Genomic DNA, 22902 nt, shown 5'->3' with positions numbered 1-22902 from the left:
CGGATAAATTTGTGGAATGTGATCTAAATCTCTTCACATTCTCCGGAATCCTCGATAATCCGAAGTCCGGCTGTGCTGGTAACCGGAAGAGAAAACGCAATGGTTCCCGCTTTTGTCCCGATTCCGGCTTTTTCCATGATGGATTTCATAATCGCATTTTTCTGTTCCGTTTTCGTAACAATAAATACAATTTCTTTTTCGGAAACCAGCGATACGCCGAGAAACTGTTCTGCCCGTTTCATTCCGACACCTTTCCCGTGAAAAACCGTTCCCCCGGTGGCTCCGCCTTCTTCTGCCGCACGCATCACCTGCGTATTGTATCCGTAATTGGCAATTGCAATGATCAGCTCATGTTTTGTCTCCTTCAACGTTGTCTCCTCCCCTTTCTCGAATTCCTGTTCTCCCAGCATAAATTTCAGCTGCTGTTTTCCGCCAATACTGCTAAGCGGTATCAGAAAGACAATTCCCGTCCCGGGCACATCAATTTTCAGTTCCGTCTGCAATCCCTTTTTCACGGTTTTCCAGGTGGGACGTGTGACCAGACAAAAATGAATGCCTTTCTCATCCTCCTCGAGTCCGAAGTAATCCAGTACATCGCTGGCCGCTGTTCCCATGGCAAGAGAAATATTTCCAGTATCCACGTGATTTTGCTTATAAAACTTCACAAATTTCTGCATCTGTTTTCGATTGCAGATCGTAACCATCATATAGATCTCACTCATTTGTCCGCTCCTCTTTCCTGTTTTTCTATAATTCTATAATTGCATCATCCGCATACCCGGCAAACACATCCTCTGCCTGCAGGAATGGCTGTTCTGCCATTTCTTCCTTTTTATTACTCTTAATCTTATAGATCAGCCCGAGGACCTGCAGCGTAATCAGCGGAGTCATGGCAACCATCGCTACCACGCCGAAGGCATCCTTTACCACATCGCCGCCTACTGCCGTACAAGCGCCCTGTGCCAGTGGCAGCAGAAAAGTTGCCGTCATCGGACCGGATGCCACGCCTCCAGAGTCAAACGCAATCGCGGTAAAGATTTTCGGAACAAATAACGTCAGAAACAGTGCAATGGCATAGCCCGGAATTAAAAAATACATAATCGGAATTCCGGTAAGCACCCGCAGCATGGAAAGCCCGACCGAAGCAGCCACACCAACTGAAAGGCTGATCTGCATCGCTTTTCCGGAAATATCCCCATCGGTCAGTTCTTCTACCTGTTTCATCAGGACATAGACGGCCGGCTCTGCCTTGACAATGAAATATCCGATCACCATTCCGACCGGGACTAAAATCCACGGACACGGCAGTGATGCCATAACGGTTCCAAGATAGTTTCCTGCGGGAATAAATCCGACATTGGCACCGGTCAGGAAAAGTACCAGTCCGACATACGTGTAAAGCAGTCCCACACAGATTTTAATCAATGTCTTTTTATGTAGTTGAATGGAAACAAGCTGGAAAATTCCAAAAAAGAAAACGATTGGAAGCAGGGAACCTGCAATTTCTTTGAGATAATAGGGAATTTCGGATAAAAACAGCCGGCCAAGTTCCACAGAATTGAAAGTTTCCGGCACGCCCGCTGCCACATAACTTCCCTGGGCAGGATATACCAGTCCCAGGAGCAATACCGCAAGAACAGGACCGATCGAACACAGTGCAACCAGTCCGAAACTGTCGTTTTCCGCATGCTTATCATTTCGGATTGCAGAAATACCAACACCAAGTGCCATAATAAACGGAACCGTCATCGGTCCGGTCGTCACACCTCCGGAATCAAACGCCACCGCCAGAAAATTATCCGGAACAAACCTTGCGATCACAAATATCACACCATAGAACACAACTAATAACGGGGCTAACGCTATTCCAAATAAAATACGAAGCAGTGCTACAACAAGAAATGCGCCAACCCCGGCTGCCACCGAAAGAATCAGCACCATATTCGGCACCGACGGCACCTGAGCGGCAAGCACCTGCAGATCCGGTTCTGAAATGGTAATGATGACCCCGAGAAAAAAGCCCAGAAGGAGGATCACCCATAGTTTTTTGGTTTTAAGCATGCTGCCTCCTACACGTTCCCCCATAGGAGACATTGACATTTCGGCACCCATGGAAAAAAACAGCATGCCTATAATTACAAACACCGCACCGATCATAAATTCCAGCAGAATACTGGCGGACACCGGTGCCACTGTAAAACTCAGTAACAATACAATGAACAGAATCGGCAATACTGCCTGTATGGATTCTTTTGCTTTTTCTTTTCTCTTTTCCAAACAATCCCTCCTTCTTCCGGTATATTTTCATACAATTTATATATGTATGCCATATTATCATACACTAGAAGGAAAAACCAGCAAATTTTTCCTAAGATTTGGTTAAAATATTATTTTTTAAAACCGGCATGCGGAAAATCTGTATCAGCAGAGGAATGACCATAATAAACCATACGAGTGGTTCCGCCACGATTACACCTGTGTAGCCAAACCACGGAACGAGTGTTGCTGCAATCACGATTTTGCCGATCATTTCCAGTGAACTTGATACCAGCGGTGTAATATGGTCTCCCAGCCCCTGCATGGCATTACGGACGACACATATCACTGCCGTGACAAAATAAAACAGCGTATCAAACTTCAGATAATTGGTTGCATTCTTCAGTACTTCGGCATTTTTGCTTCCAGTTACCATGTAAACCAGCCAGTCTCCGATTGTATAACTTGCAACAATGGTAAAGCTGCACCAGATACAGGTATATAAAATTGCAAGCCCGATTCCCTTTTTTATCCGGTCAATCCGTCCTGCTCCAAGATTCTGTCCGCAGTATGTTGCCATCGTCTGTCCGAATACCGTAAACATAATCATAAACATTTCCGATATTTTGCGGGCTGCGGTATGTGCAACGATAATGTTCTGTCCCAGTTTATTGATTGCCGTCTGCAGCGTCAGGGAACCGATATTGATCAGGGAACTCATAAACCCCATGGACAGACCCGCGCTCAGCATGCTTTGGATCATCTGCGGCTGTGGCTCTTTGAAATCGTCCCCGGACAACCGGAGCAGTTCATACCGTTTTATCATATAGATCCAGCAGATCACAAACGCCAACGCCTGTGCCGAAACCGTGGCAACCGCGGCTCCCCTTACCCCCGTTTTTAAAACGACCACAAAAAAGAGATCCCCCGCAATGTTCAATATGACAGAGATTGCAAGAATCACCAAAGGCGTAATGGTATCTCCGAGTGCACGCAGTGCAGCAGCGCAGGCATCATAAAGAAATGTTGCAATCAATCCCGCAATAATAATTACAATATAAGACCCCGCCATTGTCCTTAAATTTTCCGGTACATTTAAAAAGCGTAAAATCGGCTGCAGAAAAAGCAGACCGAGAACCGTCAGTCCCGCAGCAACAGCAATTCCGAGTGTCAGTGACATGGCAAACGATTTTTTCACCCCGCGCAGATCCTTTGCTCCGAACCGCTGTGCAGTGATGATGGCAAACCCGTTGGAAAGCCCCATCAGAAAGCCGATGATCAGATTGCTCAGTGAACTTGTGGCACCGACAGCCGCAAGTGCATCTTCCCCCAGAAACGATCCGACAATCCGGGTATCCACCAGGCTGTATGTAAGCTGCAGCAGATTGGCCAGAAAAATCGGAAGCGCAAAAGCGAGTATTAATCGGGAAGGTTTTCCTTTTGTAAGATCTTTCATTTTATTACCTCGTAAAAAAATTTCTCTTTTTTCATAAAATAAACATATTTTTTGTCGAAAATAATAATATCACAATTTGTAAAGGATAGATACTATAAAAACAACGGGAATCGTTTCTGGAAAAAGCCCAGAAAATCCGGTCAGGGATTTAACCCCTGTTCGCGCTGCTTCCGGAAATAGGTCATCATCTCCCTAGTGAGACTTAATCCCTCCGGATCATCCGGCACATCCCGGTAATCTACCCATTCGGCAAGTGACAGTTCCTCCTCTTCGAGCCGGATCTCACCTTCTTCTGCCAGATCGCAGAAAAATCCCATCAGAAGGTTACTGTCAAAGCCCCATGGCTGGCTTTTATAATAACGGATATTTTTCACTTTCAGCCCGACTTCTTCCATCACCTCCCGGTGGACAGTTTCTTCCACGGTTTCCCCGATTTCCGTAAACCCGGCAATGAGCGCATACCGTTTGTATTCCCTACCTGCATACTTTGTCATCATGATCTGATCGTTATTTGTCAGTCCGATGATGACTGCCGGCGCAATCTTCGGAAAAACCATATTGTTACAGACCGGACACTGCAACATGCGCTCCGTGCGGCTGTGTACAAGCGGATGTGCGCATCTGCCGCAGAATTGATTATCCCGGTACCACACATACAGATGCCATGCCGTTGTTGCGGCAAATACACGCTCCTTCGGTTTCATGGACCGGACCGCAAACAGTTTATGATACATAAATCCCGGAATTTCCACATCTTCATAAAGCTCTGTCAGATAAAAAGATATGTCATCCACGGAAAACAGATATACCAGTCCGGGCACTTTTTTGTGATGTGTCTTACAGTATTCCACCCACACGTGATACTTAAGAAATGTGATCTCCCCCTCGTTTTTCAGATAAACCGTCCGATCACGAAATGCCAGTATCCTGCTGTCGGCATCCGGTTCTTTCATTTCAAATGCATTGTCTAATTTCATTGGATAAATATCCTGTATCATGATTGATTCTCTCTTTTCCTGATCTTGTCATTGTTTTGTCCGCGTCTGACTCCGGTAATGTCAGATCAACCGCATAAATTATCGCATAAAGCCTCCAAAATATCAAATTTTCTTGACGAAAATCCGGGATACGGCTATACTGTATATTTATCTATCTACACACAACAGGGGGATTTTATATGAAGATACAATTATCCGAACATTTCACTTACAAAAAATTGCTGCGCTTCGTCCTTCCTTCCATCGTCATGATGATCTTTACTTCCATCTACGGTGTAGTGGACGGGCTCTTTGTTTCCAATTACGTCGGAAAGACTGCATTTGCCGCCGTCAATCTGATCATGCCGTTTCTCATGGCAATCTCCGCTTTAGGCTTCATGATCGGTACCGGAGGAAGCGCGATCGTTGCAAAGACATTGGGCGAAGGCAAAAAAGAGCAGGCAAACGAATACTTTTCCATGCTGGTATACCTCACGCTGATCGGAGGCATTGTCCTCTCCGCGCTCGGCATCCTCTTTTCCCCGCTGATTGCCCGCGGGCTTGGTGCCGACGGTGCGCTGTTGACAAACTGTGTGCTTTATGCCCGCATTACGCTGCTCTCCATGCCGGCCTTTATGCTCCAGAACGTATTCCAGAGTTTCTTTGTCACCGCAGAAAAACCAAAACTTGGTCTTGGTGTCATCGTCATCGCGGGTGTCACCAATATGGTTCTGGACTTTTTACTGGTAGGAGTGTTCCAGATCGGTCTGGCCGGTGCGGCATTTGCAACGGTCACCAGCGAATGTATCGGTGGTCTGTTTCCGATCCTTTATTTTGCACGCAGAAATTCCAGCCTTCTTAAACTCGGGCGCACACACTTTAACGGGAAAATTTTTCTGTGCGCCTGCGGAAACGGTTCGTCCGAACTGATGACCAACCTTTCCAGTTCCATTGTAAACTCTCTGTACAATATTCAGCTTATGAATCTTGCCGGAGAAAACGGTGTGGCTGCGTTTGGAACGATCATGTATGTAAACTTTATTTTTATTGCAATTTTTCTGGGATATTCCATCGGAAGTGCGCCGCTTGTCAGCTATCACTACGGAGCGGGCAACCATGACGAATTAAAAAATCTGTTCCAAAAAAGTCTGCGGCTCATCGGAATCTGGGGACTCATGCTGTTTATTCTGGCGCAGCTGATCGCCAGACCTCTGGCCGCCATCTTTGTCGGATATGATGCGGATCTGTTTTCCATGACCCAAAACGGTTTCCGTATTTACTGCATTGCCTATCTGATCAATGGATTTAATATTTACGGTTCTTCGTTTTTTACGGCATTAAACAACGGACTGATATCTGCTGCAATCTCTTTTCTGCGGACACTGGTGTTCCAGCTGGCTGCCGTACTCCTTCTGCCACTGCTTCTCGACATCAACGGAATCTGGAGTGCCGTGGCAGTAGCAGAACTTCTCACGTTAGGGCTCACGGTAACCTTCTTTGTCAGAAACCGCAAAAAATATCATTATGCCTGATCCTTTTTTTCGCGAAGTCTGATTACCAGTTCGTATACCTCCGGCCTGCGCTCCCGCAGATGCTCATCCAGCAGATGTCTGCGTTCCCGGAAACGTTCTGCCAGTTCCGGATGTTCCTGTGCAATCCGGTCATGTACTTCCTGCCGGTGTTCTTCCAGCCTTTTTGCCAGTGTCTCCTCATCTTTCCCGGAAATATTGACAATTTCCTTTAAATGTTCTTCCAGATGCTCCAGCCATTCATCCTCATCCAGCGCCTCCATATGGGACCAGCGTCCGTGAATCAGCTCCTCCACATCCTTATCCGATGTCAGATGCGCAATCTGGCGGGCAATCTGTTTTTCCATTTCCTGTTCTGCCTCCGAACCAAATGCCCAGACAAATTCCTGCACCCGGTTATCTGCCCGCTTCCGGGAGGCGCTTTTTTCAACATTGTCCACACCGCCCTCCAGCGGATACGGACGACGTATCCCCATATCCTTAAGTGCAATATGGATGGTTCTGCGCACGCAGCCTTCCTCCACCATATACCCGAGTCCGAGTCTGCGCAGCTGTTCGTTCACCTCCGCAATATGTTCCGTCATATAAAACCGGATACCTTTTTCTTTCAGGGAGCCATAAAGCCGCTCCAGACAATCTGCCGCCGTAATATCAATACTCCCGATGCCTCCCGCATCTAAAATCACCGCACGGGTATCCTCGCGGATGGCATCCTCAATATCTTTCTGCAATACCGAAACATTGGCAAAACACAGATTACTGCTGAACCGGTAAATGACCACATGCTCCACGGCATGGATGGAACTGCTCTCTTTCAGGTCCCGAAAATGACTGTGTCCGGTCTGTATGCCAAGAAAACACCGCGCCGGTTTTGCCGTACGGATAATCATCTCGGTAAAGGAAAGCATGATGCCGATCAAAACACCATTGATGGTTCCAAGCAGCAGCACTCCAAAAAATGCACCAAAAAAGATCAGACATTCCGTGCGGCTGACTTTCCACAAACGGACTGCAAGTTCAAATTCCGTGGCTCCAAGCAATGCGGAGATCACAATCGCGGTAAGCACCGGAACCGGAAGAAATCCGATAAATCCTGTTCCACACAAAAGCAGAATCATCATGGAAATTCCCGCCACAATTCCTGTCAGCTGGGTTTTCCCCTGATACTGTTCTCCCATCGCGGTCCTTGATACGGACCCGTTGATCGGACAGCATCCGGTCAGAGCTGCTGCAAAATTTCCAAGGGAAAATGCCAGCAATTCCTGATTGTCGTTGATCCGGTAGCGGTTTTTCTGGGCAAAATTATTTTCTGCCAGAAGAGTCTCTGCCATAATCACTACTGCCACCGACAGACTGATCGTTATGGCATCTTTAAGCGGCACTGTAGACAGATCCACCGCCTTCCACCGCGGAAGTCCCGTCTGCACAGCACTTAATGTCTGTATGCCCCACTCCCTGACCGGAAGAAACTTTGTCATAAGTGCTCCAACCGCCCATCACCGGTGCAGATATGTAATTCACGAGTTTTCCCGCTTTCATCAGATAAAATGCCAGAAGCCACACGGCCACAAACAGAGTCAGGACCGGCACAACTTTAAGTGCTGCTTCTGAACCGCTTTCTATGTGCAGATCAATCAGCGCTCCTCCGATCAGTGCCGCCGGAGCTGCATCCACACCAAAAATGAACTGTGGTGAAGTCGAAAACAGTGCAAACAACAGGATCGGAAACACCGATCCATACAGACCGTATACCGCCGGAAGACCGGCAATCTGCGCATATCCCATGGAAATCGGGATGGAAACGGCCATAATGATAATTCCGGCACAAATATCTTTCGGCAGGTTTTTCTTCTCATAATGCTGCAGTGTCTGTGCGATTGTCACTTTCATCCTATCCGGTCTCCAATCTCCGGAAACGGAATCATCGCCGGCTGGTCATTTCTGTGCTCCCCGATCATCTTTTCCATCCAGACCATATCATACCAGCGGCCGAATTTATATCCACACTGATGAAAGGTTCCCACCATTTCATATCCCAGCTTTTCGTGAAACCAGACACTGTCTTTTGTCAGATATTCGTCCTCGATCTGCGGATAGGCAATACAGGCATTGACATTTAAAATCCCCTGCTGCCGTAAAATCTGTTCCAGTCTGTCATACAATCTGCGTCCAATGCCCTGCTGCTTTGCCTCTTTGCGTACATAGATGGACGTCTCCACCGACCAGTCATAAGCTGCCCGCTCTTTGAACGGACTGACATAGGCATATCCGACCATCTCATGGTCTTTTTCCGCCACCAGATACGGATACCGTTTTAATGTATTCGTGATCCTTTCCTCAAACTCTCCGACGGTCGGGATCTCATATTCAAATGTGATCGCCGTATGTTCTACATAAGGCCGGTAAATTTCCAGCAATCCTGCGGCATCTTCCGCAGATGCAGTTCGTATACTTAATTCTTTTCCCATTTTCATCCTACTTTCTTGCAATGCGGTGCAGCTGCGGCCGCAGCGTAATCTCCGGCACAACCATGCCCTCCCGCTGGTCAAGCACATAGGCAACCGCCTTTGCCACTTCATCCGGCAGCAGATAACTTTCCGGCTCCTCCCCACAGGTAAAATCCGCATCCCGGTACAGATTGGTATCTGTCATGTCCGGATGAATCGTTGTCACCTTGACACCGTACTTGCGTGCTTCCTCAAACAGACTCTTTCCGAAGCTGGACAGTCCCGCCTTGGTTGCCGCATAGGCACAGCCATGCGGACTGCTCTGCTTGGCCGTCACGGACGAGATATTGATGATATATCCATGATTTTTCTTCAGCACCCGAAGCAGCCGGTTCGTCAGAAGCAGGGGAATCTCCAGGTTTGTACGGACCAGGACCTGTATCTTTTTGGGAGTCAGTTCCTCATGCAGACCATAATGACCAACCCCGGCCGCATTGACAAGTACCTCAATGTCTGCCGTTTTTGTGATCTCTTTCACCGCATCGCATAATTTCTGTTCTTCTAATAAATCGCCTTCTACCGGATGAAATGCCGCGGTCTGCTCTACAAATTCCCTTGTCTGTTCTTTTGCAAAATCCCGTCCAAATCCGTAGACTTCATACCCTTTCTCACAGAGTACCCGGCTGATTGCCAGTCCGATTCCGGAACTGGCACCGGTTACAATCGCTGCCTTACTCATGATATATGTTCTCCTTGTTCATTCTCTGTGTTAATTCCGTGATCATAAAACTTTCCATTTCCTTTAATAATTCCGGTGGATACTGATATACCCCGTTGCAATTGACATAAGGATACTGTACCGCTGGTGCAAAAGGTTCTACCCGCCGGAGTTTTTTCATATATTCCTGTGAAATCCGGAACGTTCCCACACTTACATCAACCAGTTTCTCCCAGCCGTCATGCAACATACGGTCACCAAAAATACGGTCAATCTGACTTAGCAATTGCAGATAATCGGTCTTCCAGGACGGCAGATACAGCATCGGATCAAAGCACAGGCGCACCGGAAATCCTTTTTTAAGTCCCTCCGCGGCACAGACTATGCGTGCAAACGCCGAAGGTGTTTCTTTCTCAAACGCATCTATCATCTTCTGCGGAGACAGGGTAAACGCATAGATCACATTGGACAGACAGGGCAGATCCCACATCGCATGGCCGGCACATTTTGTCCGGATTTCCAGCTTTAAGTTTTCATGTTTTGCAGCATATGCACTCCAGAGTCTGACATATCCTGTCACAGCCTCCATGGCAAGCAGATCCGCATCATAAGAAATGCACACATACATATTCTGTGTCTTCAGAATATGGTCAAGTTCTTCCAGGTAATCTTCGATATTTACAAAAAGCACCATATGACCGGACGGATACATTCCCTTAAGATAACAGTAGCTGCAATCATAGATGCAGTTCATCATTGTGGAACAGTAATAAAAATTGGTATTGCCAAAATCCTGACAGACCGGTGCTCCTTCATAAAAAAAATGATCGGTTTTTTCTGCCAAAATGAGAGCCTGTGCCTGATGCTGCCGGACACCGTCCTGCCCATGCCGGTTAAATACATCCTTGTAATGTTCAATCTCCACAATCTGTGCCTGTGGAAACCGCAAAAGGATCTGTTCCGTACGCGGATGATTGCGGATGCGGCGTTCCACATAAATATGGGAAAACCGTGTATTATAACACACGTGCTCTAAGTTCTTCAAGAATCCTCTTTCCTTCCCGTTTGTCTTTTGCCGGCAGCCGGCCTGCCTGTTCATATTCCCGGTACCATCCGGACATGGTTTGCATTCCGGATGCTTCTTTTTCTTCGCAGAGTGAATGATACAAAATCATCTGCCGGATCTGCGCTTTCATGGTTTCAGAACCATGCAATGCCTCCTGCCACAGCTTTGCCTGTTCTTCTACCTGGCTTCTAAATGCTTCCTGCATACTCTCCTGCCTGCTGTTTTTTTCCTGCATTGTCAAAAGCTGCCGGATAAATGTTAAAACCTCTTCTGCTGCCCGGTCCATGATCTGTGAAAAATGTTCTCCACTCCCGGCACTCTGCGGCTCCTGTGTTGTTCCATGATCGGTTACTACCTTAAGAAACAGCATCTGGTGCGGCGCATAGTAATAGTTTCCTGCCTGATATATTGCAGCAGCCTCCATATCCACCAGGATTCCTTTTTCCCCGTTCCCCGCCCCGGCATCTTTATTCAGAAACTGTTGGAAAGATTTCTGATCCTGTACCGTTGGAAAACTGTATAGTTCTGCTTCCCCAAACGGATGCCGGTATAAAATATCGGGATAAAACGTACGTCCGTCTACCGTTTGCGTCAGTTTGTTACAAAGCGAAACAGTGCCGACAGGAATATTTTTCCTGCCGGCACAGCTCCCATAATTGATCAGAAAATCCCCGCTATCCGGTTCTCTTCTGGTCGAACACTCTGCCACCGCCGTGGCCGCCGCAATGGCGGATGCCCCGGTAATGACAATCTGTATTTGATTGTTTTCATCCGAAAATACCTGAAAATGATTCTGTGTCATATCTTTTTTCAAAGAAAGCGCCCGGATCAGTTCCTTTGCCTCCGGATAAAGAGCTGTAAATATTGTGATCAAATAGCTTTTCCTTCACTTTCTAAAATGTGTCTTGCCACATAAACACCACTGGCAGATGCATGAGACAGTGAATGGGTCACACCACTGCCATCTCCGATGATATAAAGTCCCGGATACCGGCTCTGCAGATTCTCATCCAGCTCTACTTCCATATTATAGAATTTTACTTCCACACCATACAGCAGGGTATCGTCGTTTGCGGTACCCGGTGCAATCTTATCGAGCGCATAGATCATCTCCATGATACCATCTAAGATTCGCTTCGGAAGAACCAGACTTAAATCTCCCGGTGTTGCGGAAAGTGTCGGTGTCACAAGCCCCTCCTCGATACGTTTCTGATTACTGCGTCGTCCGCGCACCAGATCACCAAAACGCTGTACGATCACACCACCGCCTAACATGTTCGATAACCGCGCAATGCTCTCTCCGTATCCATTGCTGTCTTTAAACGGCTCGGAAAAATGTTTGGCAACCAAAAGTGCAAAGTTTGTATTTTCTGTGCGAAGATCCGGGCTGTCATAGCTGTGTCCGTTTACCGTCACAATACCATTGGTATTTTCATTTACCACGATACCGTATGGATTCATGCAGAACGTACGGACATTATCCTCAAACTTTTCCGTACGGTAAACAATCTTGCTCTCATAAAGTTCATCGGTCAGATGGGAAAAGATCACTGCCGGAAGTTCTACCCGCACACCGATATCCACACGGTTGGATTTGGTAGGAATTTCCAGATCCTCACAGACATTCTCCATCCACTTGCTTCCGCTTCGTCCAACCGACACGATACATTTTCTGCACGCATATTCTGCATCTTTTGCCGAAACTGTGTAACCGTCCTCTTTGACCTGAATCTTCTCCACCGGGGTATCAAAGAAAAAGTCCATGTGTTCCTTCATCTCGTCATAGAGATTTTTCAGCACCACATAATTGACATCCGTGCCCAGATGACGAACCGATGCATCCAGAAGCTTCAGCTTATTCTGCAGACACACTTTTTTTAAATCTGTGCCCGCCGTGGAGTACATTTTGGTACCCTCCCCACCGTGGGACATATTGATGGTATCCACATATTTCATCAATTCAAGTGCTTTCTGTCTGCCGATATATTCATATAACGTACCGCCGAAATCATTGGTGATGTTGTATTTACCATCCGAAAAGGCTCCGGCTCCGCCAAATCCGTTCATGATTGCACAGGTCTTGCAGCTGATACAGCTCTTTACCTTTTCCCCATCAATCGGACAATGTCTCTGTTCCAAAGAATGTCCTGCATCAAACACTGCAATCTTTAAATTTTCATCCTGCTTCATGAGCTCATAGGCAGAAAAAATTCCACCCGGTCCTGCTCCAATAATAATTACATCATACATTCGACGCCACCTCCGGCTTTTTATTTTTTCTCGCGGCTCTCATTGCGGTACTGCAACGGAGTCCTGTCAAAGCATTTTTTAAAGGTACGGTTAAAATGCTCTACACTCGGATATCCAACAACATCCGCAATATTTTCAACCGTCATATTACCGTTTTTCAGCAGAGTCTTGGCACGTTTCATACGAATATGGGCTACGTGCTCTCCAAATGTCTTACCTGATTTATCCTTGATATATTTGGAGATATAAGGCTCTGACAGATGGAACCGCGCTGCCATGCTCTCAAGTGTTACATCCTGATAATTGTTCTGGATAAAATTAAGCATGGCGGTCAGGCGTTCATCCTGTGCCCCATCGTTTTGTGCAATCTGCGGTAATTTATTTACAGCAACCGTCAGCGCATGGATGGACGCTTTGATGATATCCTCATCCATACCGACACCCCAGTAATTCTTTCCTTCACAGGTAATGCCCACATAGGCGATTGCCTTAGAAGAAGATCCATGGGACAATGCATGTTCTTCATAGGTAGAAAGTTCGTAGCTGATACCGAAGAACTGCTTGATTGTGTTGCTCACGGCGTCCAGACGACCGTTTCCGTTTGCATCGACGATGGTCTTCTTTCCGCCAAAGTTAATTTCTGTCTCTGCCATAATACCATCATTCTGCTTGAAATGGCAAGCATCGATTGTAAAGTACGGCATTTTGTTCATATAGTTTTCTTCAAAGATCTCGTATACCCACTGTGGAGAAAGTTCCTTGTGTTCTTCATCCGATACCTGTTTCACTGCATATCCGACTTCTTCTTTCATTGCCTGCGGCAGAGAAATGGAGAAATTCTGCTTTAAGATATAACTGATTCCTCCCTTTCCGGACTGGCTGTTGATACGGATAACATCGGCATCGTAAGTTCTTCCCACATCCATCGGATCGATCGGCAGATACGGAACCGTCCATGTCTTTAATTTCTTTTCTTCTCTCCAGGCCATTCCCTTTGCAATCGCATCCTGATGGGAACCGGAGAACGCAGAAAAGACAAGATCTCCGGCATACGGAGAACGCTCATGGACATGCATTCTCGTCAGACGCTCATACGTCTCACGGATGCGTGGCATATCTGCAAAGTCCAGTTTCGGGTCAACGCCATAAGAAAACATGTTCATGGCAAGCGTAATGATATCGACATTTCCGGTACGCTCTCCGTTTCCAAACAGCGTGCCTTCGATACGGTCTGCTCCTGCCAGAAGTCCCAGTTCAGCATCACTGACACCGCAGCCTCTGTCGTTGTGCGGATGAAGACTGAGTACCACATTTTCTCTGTGGTGCAGATGCTTGCTTACATATTCGATCTGTGTAGCAAAAACATGCGGCATTGCAGTCTCAACAGTTGCCGGGATATTGATAATTGCCTTGTGTGCGGCATCCGGCTCCCATACATCCAGAACGGCATTGCAGACATCTACTGCGTAATCCACTTCGGTTCCGTGGAAACTTTCCGGACTGTACTCAAAAGAGAAATCTCCCTCTGTCTCACTGGCAAGTCTCTTTAACAGCTTTGCACCATCCACAGCCAGCTGCATGATATGCTCTTTGTCTTTTTTAAACACCTGCTCCCGCTGTGCCACAGAAGTGGAATTGTACAGATGAATAACTGCATGCGGAGCCCCTTTGACTGCCTCAAATGTTTTTTTAATGATATGCTCACGCGCCTGTGTCAGTACCTGAACGGTCACATCATCCGGAATCATATCCCGCTCAATCAGCGTACGCATAAAAATAAACTCTGTTTCTGATGCTGCCGGGAATCCAACTTCAATTTCCTTAAATCCGATATCCACGAGCATCTGGAAAAACTCCAGCTTCTCGTCAAGGCTCATCGGCTCGATCAGTGCCTGGTTACCGTCACGCAGGTCCACGGAACACCAGATTGGTGCTTTCTCTATGTAATCTTTTTTGGCCCAGTCGTATTCGCAGACTGGAGGAAGAAAATACTGTCTTTCATACTTGTCAAAATTTTTCATGATGTTTCCTCTTTTCCAACATTAAATATTATCAATTTCAATGAGTAATTTTAACACATAATCTCTCATTTGGAAATGATTAAATTTAAGCAATTTTATTGATGTTTTTTATTTTGTCAATTGATTTTGCAGCCGGTGTACCACAGATGCCTCCGCCTCAGACGCATGCATCACCTGTTCTGCGACCTGTCTGGCAACCGGAGTTACCTCATTTTCTTCTTCCCACTCCTGCAGACCGGCATCCGGGATCTCCTGTTTTTTCTGCAGTACATACCGGTTCAGGTTATTGCAGTACTGCATCAGATTCCGGAATCCACGCACACGGGTCAGAAGATTTTTACCGTATGCCTGCTGCTCTAAGCCTGCTATGGCAATCACTTCCATACACAGATGAAGTTCTCCGGTGATATCCGATGCTTCCATCAGAAGATCCGGCCGTTCTTTTTTTGCCTGCAAAAAATATGCCTTTGCTCCATCCACATCTGCCCGGTCAAAATATTCCGCCAGCCGGCACCGGACTTCTGCAATCTCTGCTTTTTCTCCCAGCATGCCTACCATACACGCATACACCCGCAGCCTGTTGTGCCTGATCCAGACATACTGTAAAAACTCCGAAATGAATCCGAAAATTCTCCGGTGATAAGAATCCTCTTCTTCCACTTTCACGCGCCGCTCCACTTCAAATAAAATAGAAAACAGCCATTCCATATAAGCATCATAAACTTCTTTTTTTGCAATCAGCATATTTCCGAAATAGGTGTGCTTTTGCTGCACCAGCTGCTGAAAATCCGCCGCATAATCCGGATAAATCTCCTGTATCACACGGGCTGTTTCGTCCAGATATAAAATCTTGTGGTGAGAAGCAAATCCCTCATAATAAGAAAAATTCAGCTGCAGTTCTTTCGTTGTGATCACATCATACTGCTGCAGCAGAGATAGAATCTGTGCCTCTGTAAACAATTTTCCCTGCTCATTTAAAAGATACCGGCGGTAATGGCAGGTACCAACTACCTTTGCATGGGAGTTTTTCCATACCCAGTACATTCCCGTCAGTTCACTGTAATAACAGTTTTTTTCGGAAATGTGATCTCCGGTATTATCTCCCACACAAAAAGACAGCGGGGACGATTTCTCATCCCTGCTGTATGACGAAGCCGCCGCTCGTCCCACATGAAGTGGAATATACAACGGGTCCGGTGGCGGCGTAAATGCCTTATGCGTCATCACATAGATGGCAGTCTGTTGATTTTTATCTTCTGCGCCGGTCTCCATATTTTTCATGATACATTTTCTTTTCTTCATACATTGCCTCATCTGCCTGATTCAGATATACATCCATATTATATTCACTGTCCCACGGGGCAAGAATCACACCGATACTGACCTCTAAAGATTCCCGGATCGGAGAGGTTTCCTCCCCACATACCACGGCAATGCTCTGCCGGATGGATTCCGCGGTGATCCCGGACTCTTCTCTCGTCAGCAGTAAAAATTCATCACCGCCAAACCGAAATGGCAGACTGTCTTCCGCGGTAAGCCTTCCAAGCGCTTCCCCCGTCTTTCGGATGACCCAGTCACCGGCTTTATGTCCATACGTATCGTTGATGTATTTTAAGCGGTTGATGTCGCAGAATATAAACTTTGTATTGACATGATACTCACAATTTTTCTCATAAAACTTCTGTCCCAGATCTTCCATTCCAAAACGGTTATAAATTCCCGTCAGCTGATCGATCCGGTACAACTTCTGCAGTTTCAGATTTACTTCCTGATACTGCTTCCGCTGGATATAATTTTCCAGTGCATAACAGATATTGCGGAAAAAGGTTTCCAGAATTCCTGTCCTAAACATCTCATCCACACCAGCCACCATACAGTATCCCATCCGGTGCAACTGATAATGCAGTGGCATAAACACCTGTACCCCGCCTTCTTCTGTCCGGTTCTTTTCATTGCACCAGTTAAGTACTTCTCTCTTACAGCTTCGATAACTTTTGGCTTCCTGGGAAAACAGATCATCCGTCAAAAAGATCTGCCCTCTTCCTGCCCCGACCAGATCTAAGAATCTCCCCGTCGCATCCATGATCTCTTCTAAAGAGATCCGGCTGGTTACCCATTCCTGCATGGAATCGAGTTTGGATTTTGCGTCATATTCCTGCAGATTTTTCCAGAAAATCCGGTTACGGAACGATTCCGTATCAAATGGGACATGCTTTGTGCAGCCACAGGTATTCCCGATAAAAAACCGGTAGGAAAGTTCCCTGTGTACCAGCTTTCCATCTGCCTTTTCATGCAGTTCGTGCAGAAGCCTGACAGCTTCATATGCCACCTGGTCTCTCGGCCGTTCAATGGTTGTCATCGTCGGGCTGAAACATTCCCCGTCAAAATACCGGTCAAACCCTGTGATTGGTATCTTTCCCTCGAGCGCCGTTCCTTTTATGGTCTGCAAAAAAGCTGCCGCCATCAGATCATTTGCGCTGATAACCGCCTGTGGGAGTTCCTCCCCTGCCTCATATGCTGCAATCATTTTTCTGGCATATGTTTCCCCGGAGCGGTACTCATAATTTCCATAATCCACCCATTCCGGCATAAGACAAAGCCCCAGTTCCCGAATTTTGGACTCTACCCCCTGTTGACGCATCTGCGCCTCATAGGTATCTTTCATCCCGTTAATAAAACCAAATGTCCGGATTCCATGAACCCCGGCAAGATGCCGCACGATCTGCCGCATGGCTTTGCTCTGATTGATTCCGACAAAAGAAAGCCCGGGAATCTCCTCTTCCAGAGATACACAGGGCTTTTTACTTTCTATGATCCGTTCGAGTAACCGCTGCTTGACATCCCCTTCTTTGATCGTGGTACTCGGATACAAAAATCCATCGTACTCCGACATATCTGCCAGTTCAAAAAAATCAAATTCTGATTTATTAAAACTGTCTCCTGATCCCAGTCTTCCAAAACTTGCATACAGATGTATGGAGTCATGGAATTCTTTCTGTGAATTTTCCAGACCGTGATACATATCACGCAGGTACTCACCGTTCCATCCTGTCGCAAATACTGCTATCTTCATAGTCGCACCCCTGTTCTTTTTCCTTCCCCATATCTGGTACTATTATACCACCAATTTCAGAGAGCGTCATCCGTTTTTCGACATTTGCCGACATATTCTTTTCCTGTTTCTGCCCGCTTTACGCCTGTTTTTTTGTTTTCCGTCTTCTTCGTCTCCGACGCAGTTTTTGTCCGTTTTCCTTTCGAAAGTTCTGGATCGTCTCCCAGATTTTTGTATAATCCCGCTCGAACAGTTCTTCCGAGAGCTGGACTGCCAGCGTTTCTTTCGGAACTGTCTCGACAATTTTATCGGCCACAAACCGCTTGCTTTTCTGCTTATATGCATGCATCGCGTTCAGTTCCTGGATATGCGCCAGTTCCGGCCGCCACAAAATCTCTATTTTACAGTTCCAGTCCATCTGTGGGTTACTCTGCGGCTCCCGCAGCATATAAAAATCAACCTGATCCCCTACCTGTTCCACCGTAATGATCCCCCACCATTCCGGGACATGTTCCTTAATATGTGCCGCATGCCGGGTTCCGACCACGACCAGATCATAGTCATAATATAAGTTGTAATCTTTCACCTGGCGATCCAGCCGTGCATAACTGTCCGCATCACTCTTGATCTCAATTCCGTAGAGGGCATCGTGTACCACCATGACCATATCCGCCCGTGACTGCCCCATCACCTGTTCCTCAAGGATTCTGTTTTTCCCGTAAATTTCTTCCAGATAAAATGCCAGAGGTTCACGGATATCTTTATCGTATAACATTATTTTTCCAGCTTTGCATCGGCTTTTGCCTGGAATTTTTCATTATATACAATAAAACGCTCATGCTCGCCCTCTCCGATCAGTCCTGCCTCATCAAAAGCTTTTACAGAAAACGTCAGTGCTCTGCCATCTACTTTCGTCAGTTCGGTTTCACAGGTAATTTTCATGCCCACCGGGGAAGCTGCCACATGTTTTACATTCATTAACGTTCCTACCGTTCCGCTTCCCTCCTCTAAATACGGCTGTACACTCTCCCATGCAGTCTTTTCCATCAATGCGATCATTGCAGGGGTTGCAAATACATCCAGGGCACCGCTTCCCATAACTTTTGCGGTGTTTTCCTCTGTTACCATAATTTCCTGTGTTCCTTTTACGCCTTCTTTTAACATATGTAATACTCCTTTTCTTATTTTGCATTAAATAAGCGATCGGGAAAAAGTTTCGCGATCACCTGTTCTGCATAAATAGTAACATGATTTAAAAGAAGTGTCTACAGTTTAGAAAGTTTTTAGAAATGCACCAACACGCTATTTTCCGGCATTTTCGCGTTCATTGTTAGCACTCATTCAAAAAGAGTGCTGATTTTCTATTGACTTTTTACAAAACTGGTTTTATCATTTTCATTAGCGAACATTTGTGAATGAAAACAAAGGAGATGTATAACATATGGCAAATAAACACGGATCATTATCCATCGACAGCGACAACCTGTTTCCGATTATCAAGAAATGGTTATATTCAGATCATGATATCTTCTATCGTGAGCTGATTTCCAACGGTTGCGATGCGATTACCAAATTAAAGAAACTGGACATGATGGGAGAATATTCCCTTCCTGCTGATTATAAAGCAAAGATTCAGGTCATCGTAAACCCGGAAGAAAAAACCTTAACATTTATCGATAACGGTCTTGGAATGACTGCCGATGAAGTAGAAGAATATATCAACCAGATTGCATTTTCCGGTGCAACGGATTTCATCGAGAAATACAAAGATAAATCCAATGACGATCAGATTATCGGTCATTTCGGACTTGGTTTTTACTCCGCATTTATGGTTGCAGATGAAGTAACGATTGATACCCTTTCTTATAAAGAAGGTGCAACCGCTGTTCACTGGTCCTGCGATGGCGGTACCGAATTTGATATGAAAGACGGCGACAAAACAACCGTTGGTACAGAAATCACACTTTTCTTAAATGAGGATTGTCTGGAATTTGCCAACGAATACCGTGCAAGAGAAGTCATTGAAAAATACTGTTCTTTCATGCCAACCGAGATCTATCTTTCCAAGGCCAATGCCCCGGAAGAATATGAAACCATCGACAAGGAAGATGTAAAAGATACCGATAAAGTAATTGAAGAAATCCACGAAGAGGCCAAGACTGAGGAAAAAGAAAACGACAAGGGCGAAAAAGAAATCGTAGAAGTTTCTCCGGCCAAGGACAAGGTAAAGATTGTAAAACGTCCGGTACCACTCAACGATACCAATCCTCTCTGGGCCAAAAATCCAAGTGAATGTACCGATGAGGATTACAAGGAATTTTACCGCAAGGTATTTATGGATTACAAAGAGCCTCTGTTCTGGATCCATCTGAATATGGATTATCCGTTCAATTTAAAAGGTATCCTCTATTTTCCGAAGATCAATACCGAGTATGATTCCATTGAAGGAACCATCAAACTTTACAACAATCAGGTATTTATCGCAGATAATATCAAAGAAGTCATTCCGGAATTCTTAATGCTCTTAAAAGGCGTTATCGACTGTCCGGATCTGCCTCTGAACGTATCACGTTCTGCGCTGCAGAATGACGGTTTTGTCAAGAAAATTTCCGAGTACATTACCAAGAAAGTGGCTGACAAGCTCATCGGCATGTGCAAGACAGAGAAAGAAAACTACGAAAAATACTGGGATGATATCAGCCCGTTTATCAAATACGGCTGCTTAAAAGATACCAAGTTCTGTGACAAGATGAATGATTATATCCTCTTTAAGGATATCAATGACAAGTATCAGACACTTCCGGAACTTCTCGTTCCTGTTGAGGACGAAAAGAAAGACGACGAAAAGACGACCGAAGATGCAAAGACGGAAGAATCCAAGTCAGACGATGCAAAAGAGGAAGAAAAAGAGCCGGAACGCAGCACGATCTACTATGTAACAGACAAGGCTCAGCAGGGACAATACATCAAGATGTTCAAGGAACAGGGCATGAATGCCGTAATCCTCGATCACAACATCGATACTTCCTTCATCACACAGTTAGAGCAGCGCAACGAGCACTATCAGTTCAAGCGTATTGATGCAGATGTCACAGATGCCTTAAAATCCGATGATGCAGCAGATCTGACCGAGGAAACCAATACCCTTTCCGATCTGTTCAAAAAGACACTGAACAACGATAAGCTTACGGTAAAAGTAGAAAGCTTAAAGGATGCGGATGTTGCCTCTATCCTCACACTCTCCGAACAGGGCAGACGTATGCAGGATATGATGAAGATGTACGCAGCCGGCGGTATGGGCGGTATGGACCCGAATATGTTTGCAGCAGACCAGACTCTGACTTTAAATGCAAACAACGCTCTGGTAAAATATCTGTTCGAACACAAAGATTCCGAACATTCCGGCATGTTTGCAGAACAGCTCTATGATCTGGCCATGCTTTCCAACCAGCCATTGTCCGCAGAGGCTATGACAAAGTTCGTAAAGCGAAGCAACGATATCATGTTACTGTTAACCAAATAAAAAATGGTACGAAAAACTCCGAAGCTGTATGCTTCGGAGTTTTTTGCTTCTATGATATTAAAAATTACGAAAAATGTCTGCGGCTCCCTCTCAGATAACCCGCATGCACCAGAATTGCCACGGTCGTACCGATTAAAATTCCCACCATTACATCGGTCGGAAAATGAACAAAGTGATACAGTCTGGAAAACGCAATCAGAGATGCTAAAATCACTGCCGGAATTCCAAGCTTTTTATCATTACATAAAAGTGCGATGGATGCAGCAAATCCGTTCATGGAATGCCCGGACGGAAAGGAATAATCCTTTGGGCTTTTTATGAGCAGGGCAATCTGTGTATCCAGCCAGCAGGGTCTTTCTCTTGCGATCAGATTTTTCAGGATCAGATTTCCAATGATAAACGTAATTGCCATGGATATCACCATCTGGATTCCAATTTTGCGGTATTTCTTCGGAATACAAAGCGCAAGGCCAAGTACAATCCAGAAAATACCGGCATTTCCTATCGTGGAGAGTCCTGTCATGATATGGTCAAGAACCGGCTGATGAATCTTCTGCAGTGCATATAAAATATCAAATTCCCATTTCATGTTGTCTCTGTATTTTCTCCTGTTGTAAAATATTTCTCATATGTGCTGAAAAAAGAATCCGTCCCGATGCCGGACACATCTTTTAACGTCACATCGTCCCACAGATTATCATTTAAACAAAACGTGGAATTCTTCACAAACGTCTGGTACTCGTTTTCAAATCGTTCTTTTTTTTTCTTTACACGGATTTTTTCCTTGTTTTCCTCCGTCAGATCTTTTTCGAATTTGTTCAGACAGCGGATGATATAATACCCGTCATCTGCCGCAATCACATCGGAACACGCTCCGTCATCGAGATTAAACACGATCTCCTCCATCGCATCCGGATAAGTTCCACGTGCAATGGTGCGCTCAAACTCTCTCGACTGATTGTATGCACTTGCAACCGAAGCAAAATCATCTCCCGCTGCAAGATTTTCCTGCACCGCACGCAGTGCTTCTTTTTCTTTTACATAGATCTGTTGTACCCGGACCACTCTCGCTTCATCATCACTGACCTCCTCATCGGTTCCCTGTGTCAGCGCATGATACAGCTTTTCTGCCAGTGCATACTCTTCATATGCTGTACGGATCTCTCTCTCATACAGACCGATGAACGTTTTTTCTTCCTCCGTAAGTGACTGGTAATATTCTTTTGCCGCACGTGCTGCCTGTTTCTTTTCCTGCTCACTCAGATGCATGTCCTGATTTTCTGCCAGAATATCCATACATGCAATATGTGTCAGTTCCTGAATCGTCACATCCTTGACATACTGTTCTAAATCCGCATCATAGGATTCCCACAGATCCGTTCCGTACGCTTTGCCATACAGGTTGCGGTAATTGCACAAATACAGTTTTGCATATCTAATATCATATTTATGATCATTGATCCGCACAATGGCATTATGGTTTCTCAGCTGCCCTGACGACAGGCGAATCTGTGTATTTCCAACCTTACAGCCTCCGAGTGACGGTACCGTAAGCGCTGCCATAAGAAAAATCCCCGCCAGTTTCCATCTCTTTTTTTTCATACCGT

Annotated in this window: 18 protein-coding genes and 1 pseudogene; 2 read left to right on the top strand and 17 right to left on the bottom strand. The window is 45.8% G+C overall.

Going from position 1 to position 22902, the window contains the following annotated elements:
- Positions 1–23: 23 nt before the first annotated feature.
- The 4 genes from DXD06_RS07930 to nudC all read right to left on the bottom strand — a co-directional run bounded on the left by DXD06_RS07930 (position 24) and on the right by nudC (position 4710).
- Positions 24–722 (bottom strand): P-II family nitrogen regulator, encoded by a 699-nt coding sequence (locus DXD06_RS07930; protein WP_117831277.1) that lies wholly within the window; start codon positions 720–722, stop codon positions 24–26.
- 25 nt (positions 723–747) lie between these two features.
- A complete protein-coding gene (locus DXD06_RS07925) occupies positions 748–2277 on the bottom strand; it encodes a DUF1538 domain-containing protein (protein WP_117831276.1) in 1530 nt (509 codons plus the stop codon).
- A gap of 91 nt (positions 2278–2368) precedes the next feature.
- Positions 2369–3712, bottom strand: a complete 1344-nt coding sequence (locus DXD06_RS07920) for an MATE family efflux transporter (protein ID WP_022046959.1) — start codon at positions 3710–3712, stop codon at positions 2369–2371.
- Positions 3713–3852: 140 nt separating this feature from the next.
- Entirely contained in the window at positions 3853–4710 is an 858-nt protein-coding gene (gene nudC, locus DXD06_RS07915) for an NAD(+) diphosphatase (RefSeq protein ID WP_022046960.1), read from the bottom strand.
- 179 nt (positions 4711–4889) lie between these two features.
- Between nudC and DXD06_RS07910 the strand changes: the two genes are divergently transcribed.
- A complete protein-coding gene (locus tag DXD06_RS07910) occupies positions 4890–6221 on the top strand; it encodes an MATE family efflux transporter (protein ID WP_117831275.1) in 1332 nt (443 codons plus the stop codon).
- On the opposite strand, the pseudogene DXD06_RS07905 reads toward DXD06_RS07910, so the two are convergent.
- The 11 genes and pseudogenes from DXD06_RS07905 to DXD06_RS07855 all read right to left on the bottom strand — a co-directional run bounded on the left by DXD06_RS07905 (position 6212) and on the right by DXD06_RS07855 (position 18936).
- A pseudogene (locus tag DXD06_RS07905) lies at positions 6212–8108 on the bottom strand (SulP family inorganic anion transporter). The gene DXD06_RS07910 and the pseudogene DXD06_RS07905 overlap by 10 nt on opposite strands.
- Positions 8105–8686, bottom strand: a complete 582-nt coding sequence (locus tag DXD06_RS07900) for a GNAT family N-acetyltransferase (protein WP_117831336.1) — start codon at positions 8684–8686, stop codon at positions 8105–8107. Before DXD06_RS07900 ends, DXD06_RS07905 begins: the two are co-directional and overlap by 4 nt.
- Positions 8687–8693: 7 nt before the next feature.
- Positions 8694–9404, bottom strand: a complete 711-nt coding sequence (locus DXD06_RS07895; protein WP_117831274.1) for an SDR family oxidoreductase — start codon at positions 9402–9404, stop codon at positions 8694–8696.
- Entirely contained in the window at positions 9397–10428 is a 1032-nt protein-coding gene (locus DXD06_RS07890; protein ID WP_243000939.1) for an SPL family radical SAM protein, read from the bottom strand. The genes DXD06_RS07895 and DXD06_RS07890 overlap by 8 nt, the downstream gene beginning before the upstream one ends.
- Positions 10400–11323, bottom strand: a complete 924-nt coding sequence (locus tag DXD06_RS07885; RefSeq protein ID WP_117831272.1) for a hypothetical protein — start codon at positions 11321–11323, stop codon at positions 10400–10402. The genes DXD06_RS07890 and DXD06_RS07885 overlap by 29 nt, the downstream gene beginning before the upstream one ends.
- Positions 11320–12699 carry an NAD(P)/FAD-dependent oxidoreductase gene (locus DXD06_RS07880; RefSeq protein ID WP_117831271.1) on the bottom strand — a complete coding sequence of 460 codons (1380 nt, stop codon included), beginning with the start codon at positions 12697–12699 and terminating at the stop codon, positions 11320–11322. Before DXD06_RS07880 ends, DXD06_RS07885 begins: the two co-directional genes overlap by 4 nt.
- A 20-nt stretch (positions 12700–12719) precedes the next feature.
- The gene (locus tag DXD06_RS07875) at positions 12720–14720 is read right to left on the bottom strand and encodes a 2-isopropylmalate synthase (protein WP_117831270.1); all 2001 of its coding nucleotides are present in this window, start codon (positions 14718–14720) and stop codon (positions 12720–12722) included.
- A gap of 108 nt (positions 14721–14828) precedes the next feature.
- On the bottom strand, positions 14829–16022 hold the full coding sequence (locus tag DXD06_RS07870; RefSeq protein ID WP_243000936.1) for a DUF4422 domain-containing protein: 1194 nt from the start codon (positions 16020–16022) through the stop codon (positions 14829–14831).
- Positions 15970–17793, bottom strand: coding sequence for a substrate-binding and GGDEF domain-containing protein (locus tag DXD06_RS07865; RefSeq protein ID WP_117831269.1), 1824 nt, complete (start codon positions 17791–17793; stop codon positions 15970–15972). The genes DXD06_RS07870 and DXD06_RS07865 overlap by 53 nt, the downstream gene beginning before the upstream one ends.
- Positions 17794–17911: 118 nt before the next feature.
- The gene (locus DXD06_RS07860; RefSeq protein WP_022046971.1) at positions 17912–18547 is read right to left on the bottom strand and encodes a sce7726 family protein; all 636 of its coding nucleotides are present in this window, start codon (positions 18545–18547) and stop codon (positions 17912–17914) included.
- Positions 18547–18936 (bottom strand): thioesterase family protein, encoded by a 390-nt coding sequence (locus tag DXD06_RS07855; RefSeq protein WP_022046972.1) that lies wholly within the window; start codon positions 18934–18936, stop codon positions 18547–18549. The genes DXD06_RS07860 and DXD06_RS07855 overlap by 1 nt, the downstream gene beginning before the upstream one ends.
- Positions 18937–19213: 277 nt before the next feature.
- On the opposite strand from DXD06_RS07855, the gene htpG reads away from it, so the two are divergent.
- On the top strand, positions 19214–21295 hold the full coding sequence (gene htpG, locus DXD06_RS07850) for a molecular chaperone HtpG (RefSeq protein WP_022046973.1): 2082 nt from the start codon (positions 19214–19216) through the stop codon (positions 21293–21295).
- Positions 21296–21359: 64 nt separating this feature from the next.
- Here htpG and DXD06_RS07845 read toward each other — a convergent pair whose 3' ends face one another.
- Both DXD06_RS07845 and DXD06_RS07840 read right to left on the bottom strand, forming a co-directional pair.
- Complete coding sequence (locus tag DXD06_RS07845; protein ID WP_055068194.1) at positions 21360–21884, bottom strand: phosphatase PAP2 family protein; 525 nt, start codon at positions 21882–21884, stop codon at positions 21360–21362.
- A complete protein-coding gene (locus DXD06_RS07840) occupies positions 21881–22897 on the bottom strand; it encodes a peptidylprolyl isomerase (protein ID WP_117831268.1) in 1017 nt (338 codons plus the stop codon). Before DXD06_RS07840 ends, DXD06_RS07845 begins: the two co-directional genes overlap by 4 nt.
- Positions 22898–22902 lie beyond the last annotated feature (5 nt).

Origin of the sequence: Roseburia sp. TF10-5 (assembly GCF_003462365.1) — a bacterium.
GTDB classification, from domain to species: domain Bacteria; phylum Bacillota; class Clostridia; order Lachnospirales; family Lachnospiraceae; genus Roseburia; species Roseburia faecis.
This window is presented reverse-complemented; position numbering and strand designations above follow the sequence as displayed.

Coding starts and splice junctions, on each gene's coding strand:
- DXD06_RS07860 (WP_022046971.1), bottom strand. CDS start 18,547: ATGTTATACGATAAAGATATCCGTGAACCTCTGGCATTTTATCTGGAA.
- DXD06_RS07840 (WP_117831268.1), bottom strand. CDS start 22,897: ATGAAAAAAAAGAGATGGAAACTGGCGGGGATTTTTCTTATGGCAGCG.
- DXD06_RS07870 (WP_243000936.1), bottom strand. CDS start 16,022: ATGAAGAAAAGAAAATGTATCATGAAAAATATGGAGACCGGCGCAGAA.
- DXD06_RS07855 (WP_022046972.1), bottom strand. CDS start 18,936: ATGTTAAAAGAAGGCGTAAAAGGAACACAGGAAATTATGGTAACAGAG.
- DXD06_RS07895 (WP_117831274.1), bottom strand. CDS start 9,404: ATGAGTAAGGCAGCGATTGTAACCGGTGCCAGTTCCGGAATCGGACTG.
- DXD06_RS07865 (WP_117831269.1), bottom strand. CDS start 17,793: ATGAAGATAGCAGTATTTGCGACAGGATGGAACGGTGAGTACCTGCGT.
- DXD06_RS07875 (WP_117831270.1), bottom strand. CDS start 14,720: ATGAAAAATTTTGACAAGTATGAAAGACAGTATTTTCTTCCTCCAGTC.
- htpG (WP_022046973.1), top strand. CDS start 19,214: ATGGCAAATAAACACGGATCATTATCCATCGACAGCGACAACCTGTTT.
- DXD06_RS07910 (WP_117831275.1), top strand. CDS start 4,890: ATGAAGATACAATTATCCGAACATTTCACTTACAAAAAATTGCTGCGC.
- DXD06_RS07920 (WP_022046959.1), bottom strand. CDS start 3,712: ATGAAAGATCTTACAAAAGGAAAACCTTCCCGATTAATACTCGCTTTT.
- DXD06_RS07845 (WP_055068194.1), bottom strand. CDS start 21,884: ATGAAATGGGAATTTGATATTTTATATGCACTGCAGAAGATTCATCAG.
- DXD06_RS07930 (WP_117831277.1), bottom strand. CDS start 722: ATGAGTGAGATCTATATGATGGTTACGATCTGCAATCGAAAACAGATG.
- nudC (WP_022046960.1), bottom strand. CDS start 4,710: ATGATACAGGATATTTATCCAATGAAATTAGACAATGCATTTGAAATG.
- DXD06_RS07880 (WP_117831271.1), bottom strand. CDS start 12,699: ATGTATGATGTAATTATTATTGGAGCAGGACCGGGTGGAATTTTTTCT.
- DXD06_RS07900 (WP_117831336.1), bottom strand. CDS start 8,686: ATGGGAAAAGAATTAAGTATACGAACTGCATCTGCGGAAGATGCCGCA.